General features: G+C 59.5%; 9 protein-coding genes and 1 pseudogene. 6 read left to right on the top strand and 4 right to left on the bottom strand.

Annotation, left to right across the window (positions count from 1 at the left end):
• From EQV90_RS20560 to EQV90_RS20545, 4 genes and pseudogenes are all read left to right on the top strand, one after another.
• A partial coding sequence (locus tag EQV90_RS20560; protein ID WP_240878604.1) for a glycosyltransferase occupies positions 1-696 on the top strand: 696 nt, incomplete at its 5' end.
• A gap of 129 nt (positions 697-825) precedes the next feature.
• A pseudogene (locus tag EQV90_RS20555) lies at positions 826-951 on the top strand (glycoside hydrolase family 19 protein); the annotation flags it as partial.
• A 263-nt stretch (positions 952-1,214) separates the two neighbouring features.
• Complete coding sequence (locus EQV90_RS20550; RefSeq protein WP_240878603.1) at positions 1,215-2,858, top strand: GMC family oxidoreductase N-terminal domain-containing protein; 1,644 nt, start codon at positions 1,215-1,217, stop codon at positions 2,856-2,858.
• A gap of 212 nt (positions 2,859-3,070) precedes the next feature.
• Positions 3,071-3,949, top strand: coding sequence for a beta-lactamase family protein (locus tag EQV90_RS20545; protein ID WP_240878602.1), 879 nt, complete (start codon positions 3,071-3,073; stop codon positions 3,947-3,949).
• Between the two features lie 192 nt (positions 3,950-4,141).
• Here EQV90_RS20545 and EQV90_RS20540 read toward each other — a convergent pair whose 3' ends face one another.
• A complete protein-coding gene (locus EQV90_RS20540) occupies positions 4,142-4,660 on the bottom strand; it encodes a GNAT family N-acetyltransferase (RefSeq protein WP_240878601.1) in 519 nt (172 codons plus the stop codon).
• A 946-nt stretch (positions 4,661-5,606) separates the two neighbouring features.
• Here EQV90_RS20540 and EQV90_RS20535 point away from each other — a divergent pair.
• Both EQV90_RS20535 and EQV90_RS20530 read left to right on the top strand, forming a co-directional pair.
• Positions 5,607-13,118 carry a type I polyketide synthase gene (locus tag EQV90_RS20535; protein ID WP_240878600.1) on the top strand — a complete coding sequence of 2,504 codons (7,512 nt, stop codon included), beginning with the start codon at positions 5,607-5,609 and terminating at the stop codon, positions 13,116-13,118.
• An 11-nt stretch (positions 13,119-13,129) separates the two neighbouring features.
• Positions 13,130-14,488, top strand: coding sequence for an aminotransferase class I/II-fold pyridoxal phosphate-dependent enzyme (locus EQV90_RS20530; RefSeq protein ID WP_165439708.1), 1,359 nt, complete (start codon positions 13,130-13,132; stop codon positions 14,486-14,488).
• A 74-nt stretch (positions 14,489-14,562) separates the two neighbouring features.
• On the opposite strand, the gene EQV90_RS20525 is transcribed toward EQV90_RS20530, so the two are convergent.
• The 3 genes from EQV90_RS20525 to EQV90_RS20515 are packed head-to-tail and all read right to left on the bottom strand — an operon-like array spanning position 14,563 to position 18,311.
• Positions 14,563-15,606 (bottom strand): phytanoyl-CoA dioxygenase family protein, encoded by a 1,044-nt coding sequence (locus EQV90_RS20525; protein WP_240878599.1) that lies wholly within the window; start codon positions 15,604-15,606, stop codon positions 14,563-14,565.
• A gap of 3 nt (positions 15,607-15,609) precedes the next feature.
• Complete coding sequence (locus EQV90_RS20520; RefSeq protein ID WP_240878598.1) at positions 15,610-17,736, bottom strand: capsular polysaccharide biosynthesis protein; 2,127 nt, start codon at positions 17,734-17,736, stop codon at positions 15,610-15,612.
• Positions 17,733-18,311 carry a GNAT family N-acetyltransferase gene (locus EQV90_RS20515; RefSeq protein WP_240878597.1) on the bottom strand — a complete coding sequence of 193 codons (579 nt, stop codon included), beginning with the start codon at positions 18,309-18,311 and terminating at the stop codon, positions 17,733-17,735. Before EQV90_RS20515 ends, EQV90_RS20520 begins: the two co-directional genes overlap by 4 nt.
• Positions 18,312-18,313: the final 2 nt, after the last annotated feature.

Below are 18,313 nucleotides of genomic sequence, written 5' to 3'. Positions count from 1 at the left end.
AGGTGCTCTTCCGCAAAAAATAGTGAACTGACAGGAGGAAAGGTCTGTTTTTCGATTAAGTCGGTGTTTTTTGAACCTCAGACAGCTAGACCGTTAAAAACGGCTGCTTACTTCAGACCTTCCCTAGAGTCGATGTCTGTTGGGACACCTGTTATTTCGTTTGACGCCAATTATGGGCCTAAAGAAATTATTCAAAACGGTGAAAACGGTTTTCTTGTGAATAGCGAGCAGGAGTGTGCTGCAAAAATCGTTAAGTTGGCGCAGGATAATTCACTGTTTGATTATTTGGCAAAAGGCGGAATTGAAAGTTCAAACCGTTATTCGCCAGATTTGGTAGGCCAAAAGTGGTTGGGGCTTGTCAAAAATTTGAGCGGCGGAGAAAGCTATAACAATGATTTTGGCGAGAGAACCGTATTTGAAAATACTAACTCCAGTAGTTCCGGGAGTATTTTTATCTCTGCCAGCGAAATTGCCGGACGCCCGCTTGATTGCGTTAGGCGGGTAGAGATCGTTCGTATAGACAGGACAAAAGTGTTCAACGACCAGTACTCCAAGCTTGAGCCGGGGGTCTACCGAGTTCATAGCATAACTCATGAACCTGGTTCATTCAGGTATGCCATTAAGATTGCTCATGGCGGGCGACAGCATAAAGGTGTCATCCCACTAAAGTCGCTGACGTTCAAACTGCTCAGTTAAGGGCCGTTGTGTGGGTGTAGGTGCTTGCTCATGTGATCTTGCCCCCCCCCAGTGTTGTCTATAAACATCAAGCCTGCCGAGTGCAGGCTTTTTTTTGCCTGGAGATAAGCAATGCCATTACCACGCAGCACCGGCTCCCTGGCAAAGCACTTGGGCAATACGCCCCGGACTGATGGCGCCGGTCAGAAACATCGTGAGCGTGGCCTGATCCAGTTCGCCGGCCGGACTAACCATGTCGAGTATGGCGAAGCCAGGGCCTCGAACACCGGCTGCGGTTTCTTGCGGCAAGCTGCGTAAAGTCTTTTATTCAGCCTTCGCAGAGTGTTGGCAATATTCCGTGAAAAATACCGTGCGCTGGCAGGTGGCCCACGCTGTGCCCTTGAGCCCGGTTAGTCCGAAAGAGGTAAGTACCGACGGGGGAGGTTGTGAAAGGATTGAAAGGCCCGGGCTCCGGGTTCATGCAGGAGCCGATCCGGCGAAGTGCAGGGGTGCTTTTTAAACGTATGACAAGGAGATCAATGTTGACGGACGCCTTTGACTTTATCGTGGTGGGCTCCGGCTCGGCGGGCGGCACCTTGGCGGCGCGTCTCAGCGAAGACGGCCGCTACCGGGTGCTGGTGCTGGAGGCCGGCGGCAGTCACAAGCATTTTTTAGTCCGAATGCCCGCAGGTTGGGGAGCAATGACGTACAGCCCCAGATTTTCCTGGATGCACAAGACCGAGCCGGAAAAGTATGCCGGCGGCCGCCGCATGAAGATGCCCAGGGGCAAGCTCGTCGGCGGCTCGTCCTCGATCAACGGCATGATCTATATCCGCGGGCACGAGCAAGATTACGCCGATTGGGTCGCGGCGGGCGCCACGGGCTGGAGTTGGCCGGAGCTGTTGCCGCACTTTGTGCGAACCGAAGATCAGCAGCGCATTCATAATGCCTGGCATGGCCGGGGCGGCCCGCTTTCGGCGAGCGACCTGCCGGCAGTGCATCCGCTGACGCACTCGATGGTTGACGCCGCCATACAGGCGGGCCTGGAACGGGTCGACGATTTCAATGATGGTCAGGCCAAGGGTGCGGGAGTCTTTCAGGTCAATTTCCGTGACGGTCGGCGCTCCTCGATTGCCAGCAATGCGATCGAGCCGGCCCTGCGCCGACCCAATTTCAAGCTGGTGATGCGGGCGATGGTGCAGCGGATTGTTTTTGAAGGGCTCCGCGCAACCGGCGTGGAATACAGCCTGCCTGATGGCAGCCGCCACCTCGCCAAGGCCCGGCGCGAAATATTGCTGTGCGCCGGGGCCGTACAGTCGCCTCAGTTGCTGATGGTCTCGGGCGTCGGGCCGGCTTCGCAGTTACAGGCCCTGGGTATCCCGGTTGTGGTGGACTTGCCCGGGGTGGGCGAAAACCTGCAGGACCACGTGAGTGCGCCGTTGTGCTGGAGGTTAAAACCGGGCGTGTGCGGGATGAACAGCCGGTTCCGTGGCGTGGGCCTGGCGGGCTCGGTACTGCGTTACCTGGCGAGCCGCACCGGGCCGATGACGAGCCCGCCCGCGGAATTCGGCTGCTACCTCAAGAGCGATCCCGATCTGGCGTATAACGATATTCAGGTATTCGGCCTGCCGATGACCGGCCAGAGCGATGGCGACAGCGACAAGGCCGCGCAACCGGACCGTTTCGAGGGCATGACGCTGGGGCCCTTTCAGGGGCGGCCGTTCTCACGCGGCCATGTACGACTCAAAAGCCGCGACATGGATCAACACCCGGCGATCACCATGAACTATCTGCACGACGCGCGTGACCGTCGTGCGCTGATCTGGTCATTGCGCTGGTTACGGGACATGGCGAAACAGCCGGCGCTGGCCGGATTGATCGACACTGAGGTCCGACCCGGCCCGCAGGTGCAGACCGACAAACAATGGCTGGACTGGATGGAGCCTTTGCTCACCACTGCCTATCACCCTGTGGGCACCTGCCGTATGGGGCATGCTGATGACCCGATGGCCGTCTGCACGCCTGATCTGCGTGTACGCGGGGTACAGGGTTTACGGGTAATCGATGCGTCGGTCATGCCCAATCTGATCTGCGGCAATACCAATGCCACGACTGTGGTGATTGGCGACAAGGGCGCCGATCTGGTCTTGGGGCACGCGCCGCTGGCGCCTCTGCATCTGTGACGTCTACTGTCTTTAGTCTGCTGGCAAATGGTGCAAGAGGGGCGTGGGAGTCATCGCTGAATCACCAGATGAATGTCCATGTCGGGTTGGCCCAAACAATCCAGTCACTCAGAACATTGCAAAAGCCGGAGCCTGAGTTTTCACCCTCCCGCGTGGAGGTGAATGGGATATCTTGTTGGGCTGTCAATCTGCTCAACAATTCAGGGAAGTCAATGCTGAGCTCACGTGTATCAAATGGTCAGCAATCAATGTCCGGTCGATCAGAGCCGGCGGTGCCCTGGTGGAGCTTTACGAAGACCGTCCTGGCCGCTACCGCCTTGTCATTGGTGCGTGATGGCCGGGTCGCACTGGACGCTTCGATTCTTGATCAGCCTTTCACGTTGCGCCAACTGCTTCGACATGAAGCAGGGCTCGCCGATTATGCCGAGCTTGCGGATTATCACGCCGCCGTCGCCAACGGTGAGGCCGCCTGGACAGTCGACGAGATGATGCAGCGCCTTGATGGTGCCCGGCTTCGATATAGCCCCGGAGCCGGTTGGCGTTACTCGAATGTTGGCTACCTGCTCATCGGCAAGCTTATTGAACAGGTGACTGATCTGTCGCTCGAAGAGGCAGTGAGTCGATACACACTGAAGCCGCTGGGCCTCTCGAACGTTCGCTTCGCTAGAACCCGGGCAGATTTACCCGATTCCTGCCTTGGGAGCACATCAAGTTATGACCCCGGCTGGGTTTATCATGGCTTGCTGATCGGCCCTGTTTCGCAAGCAGCACTATTCCTCGACCGGCTTCTCGCGGGGCATTTACTCCCTTCGGGCTTGCTCCAGGGCATGCAGATAGCAAAAGCATTGGGTGGCCCGATTCCGGGACGTCCATGGATGACGCCAGGATACGGCCTGGGGTTGATGCTGGGTTCGATCGAAGGGGGCTTTACCCTCAGCGGACATACAGGTTGCGGCCCTGGTAGCGTCATTGCTGTGTATCGTACCTGCAAAGGTGATTCATCGGCTTGTTGCGCTGTTTTTTGCACTGGCACCAGTGAAGGCGCTGTCGAAGCCCTCGTTGTTGGGCAACTGTTACAAGATTTGCGGTAGGAGCATGACGTTGTCCAAGTCCCTTGGGCGCCAACGCCATAATCGCCGTATCACTGCATTACAGGCTCGGGGGTCAGGCGCATCAAGCTAAAGCTTTTGCGGCATTTGATTGGCAATAACTTGCTGATTTACCAGTAATAAACTGTGCCGTTCACATTGCCCTCGCCTCCAGGAAGCCTCAAAGGGTTGTATTCAAGTCACTGGCCAGACCATGGCGCAGCGGCTGTGCGGGGCGAATCCGTGCCTGTACTCCTCGCGCAATATCGCCGCCAGCCTCGGGTCCAGATCTGTGGCAGCTTTAGTCCGAAAGCCTGTGCGGGCGTAAAATGGTGCATTCCATGGCACGTTTGTGAACGTCGTGAGCGTCACGAAACCCAGTCGGTTTGACCGTGCATAATCCTTCGCGGCCTCAATCAGATGCCGCCCTGTGCCTTGTCCTTGCATCGATTGCATCACTGATAATTCATGGATGTGAAGATCATTGCCGTGGCGCTCAGCACTGAGAAATCCTTGCGGTCGACTTTCTGCATCAAGTGCAACCCAGCATGTCGATAGCGCTATGAGTTGGTTATGGCGCTCGATGGACATCGGGGGCGAATCGGCCAGCCAGCTCAACTCGTCAATCATGCGAAATGCTTGAGCTGCGCAGATTTCAATGGCGGGCAGGCATTGTGCATCTTCCGGTACAGCAAGGCGGATAATCGCGGGCATGGGTCGTCCTTGGTGATGTGAATGGGAGGGCGGTAATACTGGAAAACCAGTATTGAATAATAGTTGGAGGCACCATGCGCCCGGATGATCAAGTTGAGTGGTTGTGGTGATCACTGAACTCATCACAACCCGAGCTTACGAAAAAACGCCCCATTGTTGAGGCGGGAGATGCCTGATCCCTGTCATTCGTTGCAATGGCAGGCAAGTCAAAACGTCTTGAGCTAAATAAGTTTGCAGTATGGCTATATGCTACTTTTTAAAGTGACTTACTTACCGGTGTTCAAAGGAGTTGGCATGTTTACTGAAATCAAGCCCGGTGAAAAACTCGAGCAAAATGATGGCAGCAGTGCCATGGCCGGCATGTGAATCCCCCCAGCAATCAAAAGCCCCCCCCGACTGTCCACAAACACCTGCCTCTGGACTGGCCGCAGCGATCAGCCTGACGTAGCGGCTCGCAAATCTGCTCCATTCATGGGCTGGATTTCTTCAATAACTGGCTGATTTTCAAGATAATATCTGTGGATCGAAAATCGCCGGTGCTGGTTCGATTGCGGCTTCGACCTGCACCTTCAAAACCCTGCAGATTCAAGTCTGCGGGTTTTTTTATGGGCGCGGGAAAGTCAGGGAGTTCGACGCTTCACCGGCTTGTCCAGTGCCGCCGGGGCTTTGGTCTGCCTGCTGCGTGTCACTGGGCGGGAAGTCATCGCGCAGTGCTCAAGACGTTTTCCCTGATGCCACGGATCGAGTATTATTCAAAATGTATCTAGGAATAATCCTAAAAGTAGTACGACAATAGATTTTATTCGTCCCGTGTGTGCAGCAAGTCAGTCGCGAATATATCGACAACCTCCAGGCGACGCTCCACAACTTGCCGGCAATGAACATGCTCGGCATGCAGCCATCGATAGGATGGGATGGTGGTCATGAGTATTTTTAAGGAATGGTTTTGACAAAACGTAGGCAGGTAGCAATTGTTGGTAATTCTTTCCGTTTCCCCGGTTCCACGGCCAGCAGTTTCTGGCAGAACCTGATAGAGGGGCGCGATCTGGTGACCCAGGTCGATGCTTCCCGCTGGGAACATGCCGAGTTTTTACATCCTGACAAAGCCAGTCCGGCCTCCACGTATACCTTCGCCTCGGGCTCTCTGGGCGATATCACTGCTTTTGATGCGGGCTTTTTCAGCATTTCGCCACGCGAAGCCATGATGATGGATCCGCAACAGCGAATGTTGCTCGAAATGTGCTGGGAAACCTTCGAAAACGCAGGGGTTAAACCGTCTAGCCTGCGGGGCAGCAATTGTGGCGTTTACCTGGGTATTGCCAGCGTCGAGCAGGCTTACCGTGTGGTCGATGACATGGCGTCCATCGACGCGGCAACGGCCACTGGTAATACCATGAGTATTGCCGCCAATCGTCTGTCCTTCTTTTATGACCTTCGTGGCCCGAGCATGGCCATCGACACCGCATGTTCTTCTTCACTGGTTGCCTTCCACCAGGCGTGTCAGGCAATTCTCAGTGGTGATATCGACCAGGCCGTGACCGGCGGTATCAGCCTGCACATGCACCCGTTCGGCTTCATGATTTTTGCCAAGGCCTCAATGCTGTCGCGTACGGGGCGTTGCCAGTCGTTCGATCAGAACGGTGATGGTTATGCGCGTTCGGAGGGCGGTGGACTGTTCTTGCTCAAGGACTATGATCAGGCCCTGGCTGATGGCAACCCGATTCTGGCCGTGGTTGCGGCCAGCGCTGTGAATACCGATGGCCGCAAGTCGAGTCTGACGCTGCCCAGCGCCGATGCTCAGGCAGCGTTGCTTAAAGGCGTTTACGCCAAGGCCGGCATCGACCCTTCGCAGCTGGATTACCTTGAAGCCCATGGCACGGGAACCGCAGTCGGTGACCCCATTGAGAGTCGGGCCATCGGCGAGTCACTGGGCCAGGCCCGTGGCGCCGGTAACCCGCTGCCGATAGGGTCTGTTAAAAGCAATCTTGGGCACCTCGAGGCAGCATCGGGTGTGGCGGGATTGATGAAGGCCCTCAACTGCCTGAATGAGCGGATGGTGCCCGCGACCATCGGCGGCGACGCACTCAACCCGACGATTCCGTTTGCCGACCTGAACCTGCAGGTAGTCACCGCCAATCAGCCACTCAAGGCTGCAGGGCAACTGACTGTCGGTATCAACTCTTTCGGATTTGGCGGCGCCAACGCTCACGTTATTTTGCAAAGTGCCGAGCCTGTCGCAGCCTCCCGCGAGTCAACGCCAGTGCGCCGCCTGCCGTTGATGCTGAGCGCCAAAGACGCAGAAGGCTTGCGTGCTACGGCTCAGGATTACGCTGATTATCTGGCGTCCAGGCCTGAGGCCGATTTTTACGACGTCGCCTATCAAACCCTGTTTCGCCGTGATGCTCACACCCATCGCCTGCTGTTGATTGGCTCCGATTGTGCCCAGGCTGCGCAAGCTCTGGCCGACTACGCCCAGGATCCGAGCCTGAGCGAATTGAGCTCAGTGGTCGAGGCAGGTCAGGCCCTGGACAACGCCGAGGGCCCGGTCTTTATCTATTCGGGTAACGGTTCGCAATGGCAAGGCATGGGCCGGGGGATGCTCGGCGACCCTGTGTTTGAACAGGCCGTGGCCGAAGTCGATGCACTGTTCCAGCCATTGGCCGGTTATTCGCTGCGGGCCGAGCTGCTGGGTGAAAACGGCGACGACCGTTATGTGCGTACCGAGATCGCTCAACCTGCGCTGTTTGCCTTGCAAGTGGCAGTCACCCGCGTGCTGGCGGCGCAAGGTTTTCATCCGTGCGCCGTGATCGGTCACAGCGTCGGTGAAGTAGCGGCCGCATGGGCCAGTGGTGCCCTGAGCCTGGAAGACGCGACTCAAGTCATTTTCCATCGCAGTCGTCTGCAAGGGCTGACCCGTGGTACTGGCCGTATGGCCGCTGTCGGCCTGTGCGCCGAAGCGACTGCGGCAGTGCTGGTGGAACTTGGGCTGGACCAGCAACTGGTGATCGCGGGCGAAAACAGCAGCCGTGGCGCCACGGTGGCAGGTCCGCTGGAAGCCTTGACTCAGCTTGAGCAAGTGCTGAGCGAGCGCCAGGTGTTTATCCGCCTGCTGGATCTGGATTACGCGTTCCACTCCCCGAGCATGAACCCTATAGAGCAGCAAGTGATTGCTGATCTGGCGCACATTCGCCCGCGCAGTACCACTCTTCCATTCTATTCCACCGTGATTGGCGGCGAGCTGGACGGTAAGAGTCTGGACAGCCACTACTGGTGGCAGAACATTCGTATGCCGGTGTTGTTCCAGGGCGCGATGGATGCACTGGTGGCGCAGGGCTTCAACCTGTTTGTCGAGGTGGGCCCGCACCCGATTTTGCGCTCCTATGTGGCTGATGCACTGACGGGCGCCGAGCGCTCAGGCCAGGTGATTGGCACATTGTTGCGCAAGGATCACAGCGTTTTCCTGCTGGAACGCAGCGTTGCCAAACTGCTGATTGCCGGTGCGCAACCGCAGTGGCAAACGCATTTCCCGGTGACCGGGCGCCACGTGAATCTGCCGAACTACAGCTGGCAGCGCGAACACTTCTACCTGCCGGTCAGCGCCGAGTCGCTCGGGGTACTGCAACGCAAGCGTGTGCACCCTTTGTTGGGTCACTTGCTGCCTGATCGTGCGCTGACGTGGGAAAACCGCCTCGATACCCAGTTGTTCCCTAGCCTGGGCGATCACAAGGTCGGTGAAGCGGTATTGTTTCCTGGTGCAGGCTTTAGCGAGTTGGCGCTGGCGGCGGCCTTGCAGCACCAGCCGGGCGAGTTCGTCGACATCGAAGAGCTGGAAATTCACAACCCGCTGCTACTCAGTCATGACGCCAGCAAAAAAATCCGCATCAATATCGAACCGGCTGATGGCACCTTGCACATTTCTTCCCGCGGCCATGCCCAGCACGAAGAATGGGTACAGCACGTGGTGGCGCGTCTTCCCGGTGAAGCCCGAGGCGTGATGCTGGACGGGCGTGCACCGGCCTTGCCGTCACGCCCGGCGGACTTTACCGGTGCACAGCATTTGGCGCTGACCTGTGCCGTGGGCCTGAACTACGGCCCGGCTTATCAAACCGTCGCGGCAGTGTGGGTCGAGCCGGCCCGCATCCTCGCGCAATTGAGCGTGCCTGAGGTTATCCGTCCTGAAATGAACGACCTGTACGTGCACCCGGCATTGCTGGATGGCGCGTTCCAGCTGATTACCGAATTGCTGGTGGGCCAACCCGGCACGAACAAGGGGTTGGCGTTTATTCCAGTGAAGCTGGGGCGTATCGCCTACAGCAAGGCGGGCGGCGTGCCGTGCCTGGCCGAGGTGCGCCAGCTCAAACGCACTGAGCATTCGTTGCTGGTGGATTTCACCCTGTTCGACGCCACTGGCGCTGCCGTGTTGTCGATAAAGGACGCGCGCTTTCGCGGTGTGCGTCTGCAGCGTGACCGCAACGGTGATATCAAGCACATGGCCCACGTGGGCATGGCTGCTCCTGGCCAGGTCACGCCGGTGCAGCGGGTCGCCATCGACAGCTCGCCGTTACTGACGCATTTTCAGACCCTGGGTGATGAGCCAGCGCAGCTGCGCTACCTGAACGAAGTCGAGCCATTGCTGGATGTATTGTGCGCCAGTTTCGTGCAGGACCTGATCGAGCAGGCGGGTGGTCAACTCAGCGCTGAGCAAATCAGCCTGTGGTCGCAACAGGATGGCGTTTCCAGCCACTATCTGAGCACCTTGCTGCGTCAGGGCCTGGAAGACGGCAGCCTGAGCCGCGATGCCGGCGGCGGTGTAAGCATCGTCGACAGCGGTGAGCGTCCTGCCAGCCAGGCTATTTGGCAGGAACTGTTCCAAAGCTATCCGGAGCATTTTCAACTGATTCATTCGGTGGGCCGCATCGGTCGCCATTTGCGGGCATTGCTTGACGGGCAACAGACCCTTGAGCAGTTGCTGCCCCGCGAAACCAGTGGTGCCATGCTGCTGCGACAGGTACTGGGTTCGGCTGGCCAACAACGTTTGTTGGCCGGTGTGCGCGATACCCTCGCGCAACGCCTGGCAGCGTTGCCTGACGGGCAGCGTCTGCGGGTGCTGGAGCTGGGCCTGGGCGGGCCGTCGTTTGCCGAGTCACTGTACGCCGGGATCGATTTTGATCGCGTCGACTATAGCTACTGCGTGCAAGAGCCTGAGCTGGCGCAGATGCTGCGGGCAGATTGCCCGGCGCTGAACCTGATTGACTTTGCTCAACTCAGTGATGCCAGCAACTTTGACTGGGTGCTGGTGCCCAGCGATCTGGCGCCTCTGGATGCCGTGGGCGAGGCGCTGCGCCAAGCTGCAAGCCATCTCAACCCCCATGGCGAAGTGGTGGTGCTGGCGCAGCACCCGACGCGCTGTGCTGACTTTGTGTTCGGTGCCCGCAGTGACTGGTGGCTGGAAGGTCCTGAGCAGGCGTTGTCGCGACAGCAACGTCCGTCATTCTGGCAAGTTGAACTGCAACGTCACGGCCTGACCCTGAGCCACACCCTTGAGGCGTTGCCGGGCAATGCCTGCGGCAGCTATCTGTTGCTCGCCGGCAAAGGCGAAGCCACGGGCAAGGTTGTACCTGAAGTGGCTGTGCAGCATTGGGCGCTGCTGGCGGAACAGCAGCATGCGGGCGTTGAACAACTGCTGGCGGCCTTGCGTGAGCAAGGCCAGGTGGTGAACCTGCTGGTGCCGGGCGATGCCCGGGCCGTGGCGCAGCAATTGCTTGCGCTGGCTCAGGCCCCGGAACATGTTGTGCACTTGGCCGGGCTTGACGCGGCACAGGGTCTGGACGCACAAGGTGCCCGCTGCATGCAGGCGGCCGCGCTGGTTCAGGCTTGCGAGTCGTTGGCAATGGCCCCGACTTGCTGGCTGCTCAGCCGTGGTGCGGCCGGTCATTGGTACGGTGCCGAACCCGCATCGGATGTGAACGCCATTGCCGATGCGGCCTTCTGGGGCTTTGGCCGGACCTTGGCCAATGAGTCTGCAAGCTGCCGCATCCGCCTGCTGGACCTGGCACTCAACGCGCCTTTGCTCAGCGTGATCCCTGCGCTGTTGCATGCCGATGGCGAAACCGAGATGGCAATCACGGCTGACGGTCAACGTTATGTGCCGCGTCTGCGGGTTCTGACGCAAAAGGCCCAGGCAGTAGACGGCAAGGACACTCGAATCAGCCTGGGCTTTGACCTGCCGGGTCAGTTGCGCAACCTGCGTTGGGAAGTACGCGATCCAGCTGTGCCGGCCGTGGACGAGCTGGATATCGCCGTGCGCGCCACCGGCCTGAACTTCCGTGACGTAATGTTTGCATTGGGGCTGTTGTCCGATGAAGCCATTGAAAATGGTTTCTCCGGCCCGACCCTGGGCTTTGAGTTTTCCGGTGTGGTGCAAGGCAAGGGCGCTGAAGTCCTGGGCGATTTTGCTCCGGGCGACCGGGTCGTAGGCTTTGGTCCATGCAGTTTTGCTAACCGTCTGGTGACCAACGCCAACGCGGTGGCGAAAATCCCGGCTGGCATGTCGTTCGAAGCGGCTGCGACTATTCCGAGTACGTTCTTCACCGTGTACTACGCCTTGCATTACTTGGCACGTCTGGAACCGGGTGAAAAAATCCTCATCCACGGTGCTGCGGGTGGTGTCGGTATTGCCGCGATTCAAATCGCCAAATGGTGCGGTGCCGAGATTTATGCTACCGCCGGCAGTGACGAAAAGCGCGACTTCCTGCGCTTGCTGGGCGTCGAGCACATTTTCGATTCCCGCTCGCTGGCATATGCCGATGAGGTGCTGGCAGTGACGGGCGGACGTGGTGTCGACGTCGTGCTCAATTCGTTGGCAGGTGAGGCGATCAACCGTAACCTGCGAATCCTTAAACCGTTCGGCCGCTTCCTGGAATTGGGCAAGCGCGACTTCTACCAGAACACCCGTATCGGCTTGCGCCCGTTCCGCAACAACATCAGCTACTTCGGCATCGACGCTGACCAGTTGATGAGCGAGCGTCCGGACCTGACCCGACGCCTGTTCGGGAACATGATGCAGTTGTTCGAGCAAGGCATCCTGCACCCGCTGCCGTACCGCGAGTTCGACGCCAATCAAGTGGTCGAAGCATTCCGCTACATGCAGCAGGCCCGTCAGATCGGCAAGATCGTCGTGACCTATGGCAACCCCATCGAGCACTTGGTGGAAACCCGTGCCCAGCCTGCAAAGGGGCTGCAACTCAGTGGCGAAGCGACTTACCTGATCACGGGCGGGGTCGGTGGTTTTGGTCTGCGTACCGCACAGTGGCTGGTGGACAAGGGGGCGCGGCATCTGGTGCTGCTGGGCCGCCGTGGTGCGGCCAGTCTCGAGGTCCAGCCAAATCTGGCCCTGTGGCATGCGCAAGGCATCGATGTGCAGGCGGTGGCGTGCGACATCACCGATGAAGCTCAGCTGCGCAGTGTCTTTGAACGCATCGCAACCAGTGCGTATCCGTTACGGGGCCTGGTGCACGCGGCCACCGTCATCGATGACAGCCTGATCCGTAATCTCGACGCCGAGCAATTGCAACGCGTGCTGGAACCCAAGGCCAAGGGCGCGCAATACCTGCACCAACTCACCCGTGAGCTGGAGCTGGACTTCTTTGTGATGTTCTCCTCGGCCACCACTCTGTTCGGTAACCCTGGACAGGCCAACTATGTGGCGGCCAACCATTGGCTTGAAGCGCTGGCCCGCTATCGCCGTGCTCAAGGGCTGGCGGCCACCGCCGTGCTGTGGGGCGCGATTGACGATGTCGGCTTTCTGGCCCGCAACGAACAGATCAAGGATGCGCTGCAAAGCCGTATGGGCGGCGCTGCGCTGCGGGCCGAAGTCGCGTTGTCGCACCTGGAGCAGATGTTGCTCAACGGCGATGACGGCACTGGCGTGCTGGAGCTGGAATGGAAAGCCTTGTCGCGTTTCCTGCCGAGCGCTGCGTCCCCGCGTTTCCTGGAACTGGTGCGCGCCCACGGCGGTGATCAGGAAGACGATAACGACGCCGAAGACATACAGCGCATGCTTGTGGAGCTGGACGATGCCCAACTGCTGGAGCGCTTTGCTGAACTGCTCAAGCACGAAGTCTGTGAAATTCTGCGCCTGCCCGCAGCGCGCCTGGACACACAGCGGCCGTTGCAGGAACTGGGGCTGGACTCATTGATGAGTGTCGAACTGATCGTGGCCCTGGAAGAGCGCTTTGGCGTTCGTCTGCCGGTCATGGAGCTCAGCGAAAGCTCCAGCATAGACAAGCTCAGCGTGCGTATTTTGAGCCTGCTGCGCGGTGAGGCCCCGGCCAACGAGTCGTCGGCACCTGCTGCCATGGCCGAAAGTGTGCTGGCCAGTCACGGCACGCACATGACCCACGAACAAGTGGCCGCAGTGGCCGAAAGTGTTGCAACACCTAACCGATTGATTCAGTGAGTGATACCTGCTTGAGTGAGATAAGTGCAAAAACACCCGGGGGTCTGAGTGGGGGTATCAAGCAGCGTTTGATCCAGCAAGCACTGGAGCGCCGTCGCAACGGCGCAGGAGACAGTAATGGCGCGACCCTTGAGCAAGCGCAGCAGGCGGCACTGAAAGTTCCCGAGGCGTTTTACCGTTTCGATCTGTATCCCGGCTATCAGCAGATGCAGTTCCTGCAACAAAGTGCAGCACGCATGGGCTTGGGAAACCCGTTTTTCCGTCTGCATGACGGGCTGGCAGGTGCCCAAACCTGTATTGGTGGCCAGGATTATGTGAACTTCGCCAGTTACAACTACCTGGGCTACTCCGGGCATCCGGTGGTGGTTCAGGCAGCGAAGGACGCTATAGATCGTTACGGCACTTCGGTGTCGGCCAGCCGCGTGGTGTCCGGTGATCGACCGTTGCACCGCGAACTGGAGCGTGAGCTGGCCAGCTTTTACGAAGTTGATGACGCTGTTGTGTTTGTCAGCGGTCATGCCACTAACGTCACCACCATCGGCTATCTGTTCGGTCCGCGGGATTTAGTGCTGCATGATGAGTTGGTGCATAACAGCGTGTTGCAGGGCATTCAGCTTTCGGGCGCCCGCCGCCTGAGCTTTGCTCACAACGACTGGCAAGCGCTGGACCGAATTCTGGGTGAACAACGTCAGCATTTTGAACGGGTGCTGGTGGTGGTCGAAGGCATTTACAGCATGGACGGCGACTATCCGGACTTGCCGCGATTTGTCGAGCTCAAACGCAAGCACAAAATCTTCCTGATGGTCGATGAGGCTCATTCGTTGGGTGTCATGGGCGCGACAGGCAGGGGCATACGTGAACACTTCGGCCTGGCCGGAGATGACGTAGACATCTGGATGGGAACCCTGAGCAAGACCCTGGCCAGCTGCGGTGGCTACATTGCGGGTAATACGGCGCTGGTGGAGCATTTGAAGTTTCTGGCGCCCGGTTTTCTCTACAGCGTGGGCCTGCCTCCGTCCGTCACTGCGTCGGCCCTGGCGGCGCTGCGCTGCCTGATCAACGACCATGAGCGAGTTCAGGCCGTTCAGGCCCGTGGCGAGCAGTTTTTGCGACTGGCCAGGGAGGCCGGGCTGGACACGGCAACCAGCACCGGGCTGGCCGTGATACCGGTGATTACCGGCAGCTCGCTCAAGGCGGGGCAACTGTCCAGCGCCCTGTTTGAACGGGGGATCAACGCTCAGCCGATCCTCTATCCGGCGGTGCCGGAGAAAACCGCGCGGGTGCGCTTCTTTGTGTCTTGTGAGCACACGCAAGAGCAGATCAGCCGTACCGTGGCCATCGTGGCAGAAGAGCTGGCACGGCTGGATTGAGCTGCCGGCTTGCAGCACCTTGAAACGCTGTGCAGCAAGCCGCCTGGCTGGTGGTTCAGGCGGCGCCAAAAAGGCTAGATAAAGGGCTTCTCATAGGCATTGAGCGGTTCGATGAACCGCCAATGGCTACGTTTATCAAACCCCATCATGCGTTTGAGACGAATGTCCCAGCGCATATGGTGGTTGGCAATCCATGGCAGGGCGAACAGGTGGGCGCCGCGCCACGGGATAAAGGGGTTGCGGCGCAGGCTTGCGTAGATTTCCACCCGGTGGCTCGGGCGCAGACTCGGGCAGCGGGCGTGGAAACCCGATGTGTCAGCCACTACCAGAGTATTGGCGGGTACCGCGAAACGCCGCGGTGGCGGCAAACCCAGCCCGGCCAATTCATTCTCATAAATCCGGAACGAGCCCTCGCGGTGCATTTGCTCGGGTGAACAGGCTGCGCCCAGGCTCTGACGATACTCCCAGGCCAATCGCTCGGGCGTCAGGCGATGGGACCCCGGCACATAGCTGAACGGCCCCTGATCGTCGGCCACGTCATCCAGAAACAACCACGCCTTGGCGGTCGGATGGAAAGTGTCGGTGTGCAGGCGGGTTTGCGGGTCTTCCTCGGGATTCACCGCATCGATCACGATCGACTGCAGTTGATAGGTGATGCCGCCGGTGTTGGATGAAGCATAGGAAATCAGATCACGCACGCTGCGGTCAGCGATAAAGGCTGCGGTGGCCGGGTTTTGTGCCAGCACGTCCTGGTCCAGGCTTACTCGGCGGGTCACCGCCTTGCCCTGACGCATTTCCCAGCCGGTGCTGCGCAAGTCACCCAGTTCGGCCCGCAAGGCCGAAAATTGCTCGGCGGGCAGGGCGTTCTCGCGCACGAAGAATCCCTGCTCCTCGAAGCTTGCCTGTTCGGCCGGGTTCATTCGCGATGCCAGTGCCCGGCGGCGCATGGCGGCCATGGCCATGGCAATCTGGCGACGTTGCACGTGCAAGCCCATGGCATTGAGTCGGGGGCTGCCCAACACCGGGTTGTTTTCGAACGATTTAGCGTGGGTCAGCAGTTGCAGGCAATGCCATGGCAGCGCTGCATAACGGCCCAGATCCTTTAATGAAGCAGGCATGGACTAATCCTTTAGCGGAACCACTGCACGGGGGAATCCGAGCATGGTCCGGGTGTAATTGAGCAGTGCCCGAACACGCGGCTGAAGTCTCAGGCGTGGCGGGGAAGGGTTCGACAGGCATGCCAGGGCATGCCACGCATCGCAGGGCAAAGCTGTGTGCGGGTCCGCGTAGCGCGCATAGCGCAACAGGGCGCCGGCGACCAACTCATCCAGGCTCAGGCGCCGGGTTCGGCGGGTCAAGGGCTGCGAGTCCTGGGTCAGCCCCCAACCGGCATAAAACGGGGTGCCGTAGGTCACTACGGTCAAATGTCGCAGCAAGGCTTCGAAGCCGGCCGTGGAACTGATGGTATGCACTTCATCGACCTGGGCATAAAGCTGAGCGATGTCGGCACCGGGCAACACCTGATCCGCCAGTTCGTGCAAGAGCATTTCGCTCAGGTTGCCCTGACGCTTGCCCGCTTCGACATCCGGGTGCGGCTTGTACACGATCCAGGCATTCGGAGCGTTGCTGCGCACATGCCTGAGCAGCGCCAGGTTGTCGTGCAGGTGGGTGACACTGCAGCGCAATGAGGCATCGTCCTGCACTTGGCCGGGTACCAGAATCCGGCGCTGGCCCGGACGTGCCCGTACCAGGTGATCGGCGTTGCTTTTAAGGTTGAACTTGCTGACGCCCAGCGCCACGATCCGTTCGCGCAAACGGGCGGCTTCAGCCAGCGTAGCGGGGTCAAAAGCACCCTGTTCGAGCAGGGTTTCGAGGTCGGAAGGCGCGCTGGCATCGTAATGAATGCCGCTGCGGTCGAGTACCAGTGACAGCGCCGGGGCGTTGAGCGAGCCCAACCCGTTGGAACGCAGAAAACCATCTTCGATGCGCAACACCGGTACGTTCGAGGCCTGCGCCCGGGCCTTGAGGCTGGCCGGTTCGCGGGCCGCCCATACCAGCAAGGTGCCGCTCTGGGCGGCCACTTCTGCCAGCAGCATCGGGCTGTCTGCGCTGAACTTCAACTGACCCCAGCGGCTACTGAAAAAACGCCGCAGGTTGTGCTGTTTATGCCGTTTGATCCCGAGCACCGTGATGTTCCCGGCAAACTCGGCATCCTGTGCTTTTTGCCGCGCCAGCTGACGGGCAATGGTCAGGGCATCGGTCGGCAGGCTGGTGAGTGGATCGACATAGCGGCTGTAGCGTATGTAAGCGGCTGCCACCAGTTGCACCAGATCTGGTCGTGCCCGACGCCGCGGGATTGGCATGCGGTCGTCCGTCAGGCCCCAGCCCGCATAAAAAGGCAGGCCGAAGCAGGTCACGGGTACACCTTGAATCAAGGCTTCAAGCCCGGCCTGACTGGTGCCGATGTACACCCGGCGCGCACGCCGTGCCAATGAAGCCCAGGACACGGGCCGACTCTCCAGCGCTACGCCCCTTGCGGTTGCTGCGGCGAGCAGGCAACTGGGCTTTTGCCCGCCAATACAGTCCGGGTGAATGCGTACGCGGACTTCGGCGTCCGGGTTTTCGCTAATGGCCACGTCAAGCATGCGTACATAATCGGCTTCGCACAGACCGCCGCCCGGGATCGAGTAATCACCGGCGGTTTGATCCACGACCAATATCAATGGCCGCTCGCGACCCAGCGGATCGGCGGGGTCGAGGTCGGGTGCGTTGTTGTATTTGCCGATGCCGGTACGGCGCATCAATTCGATCAACTGGCGGGCGCTTTGCAGTTCGTCAGGGCGAAGGCTGTCGGGGGACTGAAGAATGTTTTCCAGCAGGGAAGGGCGATCTGCCAGGTAGTGGATGCCCACCGGGTCGACCACCATCGACATCGGTGTGTCGCCTTCGATACCCAGTGACGAAGAGCGCAGAAAGCCGTCTTCCAGTGCGATGTAGGTCAGGCCCCAGCGCTGGCACAGCACCCGCGCATGAGCCGATGATTGTTTATAGCCGATGCCGGCGATAGCTTTCAGGCCTTTGGGCGCACGTTGCCCGCGCTGCCAGAGCCAGAAAGGCTCCCCTTCCGGGCCGAGAAATTGCGGTAAATGCAGGACCTTCCACGCCACCCATTGCGACATGATGCCGATCCAGCCGGGCCCTTCAACCAACGGTTGCAAAGGCATGAAGGGGGTGTCCAGACCGTTCACGGCTGAGTCTCCACATAACGGCGCATGGTGCGCACGGGCGGCCATGGTAGCCAGCGCTTGCGCAGCAGGCTAAAGCCGTTTTGCAGGTACAGGTGGCGAGCGCGGTCATTGGCCAGCGGTACTTCCAGATAAACAGCCCTGAACCCTTGGGTCGCGGCATGTTTGCTGCACGCCTGCAGCAGCGCGCTGGCGATGCCGTGATTGCGTGCCGACCTGCTGACCCGCAAGCCATACAGCAGGAACGGGTAGCGCCATTCGCGGCACTCGCTCAGGCAGAACGCGGCGAACCGCAGTGTGCCGCTGAGCCAGCCAAATTCGCGAACAAAAGGTTTGACGCGCAACGCAAACGGCCCGCGCATCTGATACTTGAGTGCGGCATAGCCCACCGCTTGTCCATCTTCAAAGGCCAGCAGTATGCGGTCCCAATGAATGCTGGCGCCAAGCAGGCGTTGGCGGCAGTCGGCATTACCGATGATGAAGGCCAGGGAGCCCCGACCTTCTGTCACCAGGCGTGACAGCCCGGGATCGGTGAGCAGGTCCGGCGTCAGGCTCGAACCCTGCACGATGGGGACCATGC

The sequence above is a fragment of the Pseudomonas sp. TMW22089 genome (genome assembly GCF_022496645.1).
Taxonomy (GTDB): domain Bacteria; phylum Pseudomonadota; class Gammaproteobacteria; order Pseudomonadales; family Pseudomonadaceae; genus Aquipseudomonas; species Aquipseudomonas paraversuta.
Note: the sequence above shows the minus strand (reverse complement) of the source record. Positions and strands in the feature narration are given on the sequence as shown.